This is a genomic window from Streptomyces sp. NPDC056948, assembly GCF_042674225.1.
GTDB classification, from domain to species: domain Bacteria; phylum Actinomycetota; class Actinomycetes; order Streptomycetales; family Streptomycetaceae; genus Streptomyces; species Streptomyces purpurascens.
In genome coordinates this window covers 1-3205 of the sequence record NZ_JBHUQX010000671.1, presented here as the reverse complement: position 1 = coordinate 3205, position 3205 = coordinate 1, and the positions used below count along the sequence as shown (strand labels likewise).

The 3205-nt window shown below is 70.1% G+C and carries 5 protein-coding genes and 1 pseudogene; 5 read left to right on the top strand and 1 reads right to left on the bottom strand.

What is annotated here, in order from left to right:
• Both ACFTZL_RS43275 and ACFTZL_RS43270 read left to right on the top strand, forming a co-directional pair.
• Positions 1-184 (top strand): annotated as a pseudogene (locus ACFTZL_RS43275) (type VII secretion-associated serine protease mycosin); the annotation flags it as partial.
• A 61-nt stretch (positions 185-245) separates the two neighbouring features.
• Positions 246-974 (top strand): SseB family protein, encoded by a 729-nt coding sequence (locus ACFTZL_RS43270; RefSeq protein ID WP_382595637.1) that lies wholly within the window; start codon positions 246-248, stop codon positions 972-974.
• A gap of 30 nt (positions 975-1004) precedes the next feature.
• Here ACFTZL_RS43270 and ACFTZL_RS43265 read toward each other — a convergent pair whose 3' ends face one another.
• The gene (locus ACFTZL_RS43265; RefSeq protein ID WP_382595631.1) at positions 1005-1361 is read right to left on the bottom strand and encodes a DUF1844 domain-containing protein; all 357 of its coding nucleotides are present in this window, start codon (positions 1359-1361) and stop codon (positions 1005-1007) included.
• A gap of 394 nt (positions 1362-1755) precedes the next feature.
• Here ACFTZL_RS43265 and infC point away from each other — a divergent pair, with 394 nt between their 5' ends.
• The 3 genes from infC (at position 1756) to rplT (ending at position 3202) form a co-directional block, all read left to right on the top strand.
• A complete protein-coding gene (gene infC, locus ACFTZL_RS43260) occupies positions 1756-2418 on the top strand; it encodes a translation initiation factor IF-3 (RefSeq protein WP_382595634.1) in 663 nt (220 codons plus the stop codon).
• 110 nt (positions 2419-2528) lie between these two features.
• Positions 2529-2723 carry a 50S ribosomal protein L35 gene (gene rpmI, locus ACFTZL_RS43255; RefSeq protein ID WP_003989075.1) on the top strand — a complete coding sequence of 65 codons (195 nt, stop codon included), beginning with the start codon at positions 2529-2531 and terminating at the stop codon, positions 2721-2723.
• Positions 2724-2818: 95 nt separating this feature from the next.
• Positions 2819-3202, top strand: coding sequence for a 50S ribosomal protein L20 (rplT, locus tag ACFTZL_RS43250; protein ID WP_004002577.1), 384 nt, complete (start codon positions 2819-2821; stop codon positions 3200-3202).
• Positions 3203-3205 lie beyond the last annotated feature (3 nt).

The window sequence follows — 3205 nt, the reverse complement described above, 5'->3', positions numbered from 1 at the left end:
GCCGGAGGGCCTGCGCTCGGCGGCGCACGGCGAGAAGTACTTCGGCAGCGGCCCGGACGCCGCCGCCTCCGGCGACGACACCGCCGACTGGGCCGCCCCTCTCGCGGGCAGCGCCGGCGCCGTCCTGCTGGTGGCGGCCGTGGTCCTGTGGCGCGGCCGCCGTACGCACCGCGACGACTTCTAGCCGCCGCGAGGATCACGACCGCTGCCGAAGCGGCGGCACCCGGCCGATAGGGTCGATGACCGTGGCGAACAAGAACATCCCCGACTCCGGCTTCTCCGACGACGACGGCTCCGCCGACCCCCGGCTGAGCGCGGCACTCGCCGCCTGGTCCGAGGACCGCGGCGCCCTGGGCCCGGTCCTCGACGCCCTCAAGGGCGCCCGGCTGCTCGTCCCCGTCGTGGCCGTGCTCGGCGAGGTCGAGGAGGACGAGCGGGGACTGCGCCGCGAGAAGACCAGCGACATGGCCGTACCGACCCTGAAGGCCGGCGACCGCACCGCCCTCCCCGCCTTCACGTCCGCGGACTCCCTCGCCCGCTGGGACCCGGCGGCCCGCCCCGTCGCCGTCCCTCTGCACCAGGCCCTCCAGGCCGCCGCCCACGAGAAGGCGGACACGGTCGTGCTGGATCTGGCCGGACCCGTGCCCTTCGAGCTCACCGGCTCCGCGCTGCTCGCCCTCGCGGAGGGCCGGTCCACCACCGACCCGCTGGCCGACCCGGCCGTCATCACGGCCGTACGCGATGCCGTGGCCGCCGAGCCCGCCGTCCTGCGCGCCCATCTCGGACCGGGCCGGGCCGACGGCACCCTCGCCCTGGTCCTCGATCAGTCCGCGACCCCGGCCGAGGCCGCCCGGGCCGTCGCCGAGCGGCTCGCCGCCGACGAAACACTGAGGGCCCGCCTGGTGCGGGGCCTCGACCTGGCACTGCTGCCGGCCGAGGCGACGCCCCCGGGCGAGCCCTTGTACGAACGCTGATGAACCGGCTGTGACCGGCCGGCCTCGGGACTAGCCGTAGACCGGACCCGTGTACTTCTCGCCCGGCCCCTGGCCCGGCTCGTCCGGGCGGAGCGACGCCTCGCGGAACGCGAGCTGCAGCGACTTCAGGCCGTCGCGCAGGGGCGACGCGTGGAACGAGCTGATCTCGGTCGCGGAGGCGTCCAGCAGGCCGGCCAGCGCGTGCACCAGCTTGCGGGCCTCGTCCAGATCCTTGTGCTTGTCGCCCTCCTCGGTCAGACCGAGCTTCACCGCGGCGGCGCTCATCAGGTTGACGGCGACCGTCACGATCACCTCGACCGCCGGGACCTCGGCGATGTCGCGGGCCATGGCGTCGAAGTCGGGGGACTCAGGAGGGATCTCACTCATGCCCCACACGATAGGCGCAGGACGGGCCCCTGCCGCACCAGGCCCCACGGCGTCCCAATTAGCCGTTCCTGGCCAATGCTGGTAACCTCGTGTAACGACCGGTCGGACCCGTATGCCTCACGGCCCACGAGCCCGACCCACAAGTGGAGGCTTTCGAACTCCCACCTGTCCGCCCCCAGGGCGGCGGGTCACCGGTCAGACGGTCCCGTCCCAGCGGCGGCGATCCGTCCGAAAGCGCGCCCCGCGGTCACCGCGGCGGTGCTCCGGTAGTTCGAGGAGCCCCGCCTGGGATCGTCCGGGGCATTTTTTCTGCTTCCGCTCGGTTAGGTCTATCGAATAGAGACGTTACGCGGCCGTCCGCCAGACCGTCGCGTGGTGCTACCGAGGAGGATCCATCAGCGCCGAGCCCCGCATCAACGACCGGATTCGCGTTCCCGAGGTGCGACTTGTCGGTCCCAGTGGCGAGCAGGTGGGCATCGTCCCCCTGGCCAAGGCACTGGAGCTTGCGCAGGAGTACGACCTGGACCTGGTCGAGGTGGCGGCTACCGCCCGTCCGCCTGTATGCAAGCTCATGGACTACGGGAAGTTCAAGTACGAGTCGGCCATGAAGGCCCGTGAGGCGCGCAAGAACCAGGCGCACACGGTCATCAAGGAGATGAAGCTCCGGCCGAAGATCGACCCGCACGACTATGACACCAAGAAGGGTCACGTCGTCCGGTTCCTCAAGCAGGGCGACAAGGTCAAGATCACGATCATGTTCCGTGGTCGCGAGCAGTCCCGGCCCGAGCTGGGCTACCGACTGCTGCAGCGTCTCGCGGAGGACGTCCAGGACCTCGGTTTCGTGGAGTCGAACCCGAAGCAGGACGGCCGAAACATGATCATGGTCCTCGGTCCGCACAAGAAGAAGACCGAGGCGATGGCCGAGGCTCGCCAGGCGCAGGAGGCCCGCAAGGCGGAAGCGAAGGCCAACCCCGGCCGCTCGCAGAACGCCGCGGAAGCCGACGCGGACGCCGACCTGGACGTCGAGGCGCCGGCCGAGGAGCCCGCCGAGGCGTGACCCCTGGGGACGCGAGTCCCGAGGAAGTAACCGAAACAAGACGACGCTCCACCGTGCCCGGTTTTCGCAACCGGGCACCGGAGCGCCACCGACGAGGAGAGTACGGCGCTATGCCGAAGAACAAGTCGCACAGCGGGTCCAGCAAGCGCTTCAAGGTCACCGGCTCCGGCAAGGTGCTCCGTGAGCGTGCCGGCAAGCGCCACCTGCTCGAGCACAAGTCGTCCCGTGTGACGCGTCGCCTCACCGGCAACGCCGAGATGGCCCCGGGCGACGCCAAGAAGATCAAGAAGCTTCTCGGCAAGTGACGCTTCGGCGCGTGAGCGCCGTACGTCAGGACCGGGACCCAATCGATTTCGGGCCGTGTGAAGACCACCGCGGCCCCGCTACAAGGAGTTAACAAGTGGCACGCGTCAAGCGGGCAGTGAACGCCCACAAGAAGCGCCGGGCGATCCTCGAGCAGGCTTCCGGCTACCGCGGTCAGCGTTCGCGCCTGTACCGCAAGGCCAAAGAGCAGGTCACCCACTCGCTGGTCTACAACTACAACGACCGCAAGAAGCGCAAGGGTGACTTCCGTCAGCTGTGGATCCAGCGCATCAACGCCGCTGCCCGCGCCAACGGCATCACGTACAACCGCTTCATCCAGGGTCTGAAGGCCGCGAACGTCGAGGTCGACCGCAAGATCCTGGCCGAGCTGGCCGTCAACGACGCCGGTGCGTTCGCCGCGCTCGTCGAGGTCGCCCAGAAGGCGCTGCCGAGCGACGTCAACGCGCCCAAGGCTGCGTGACGC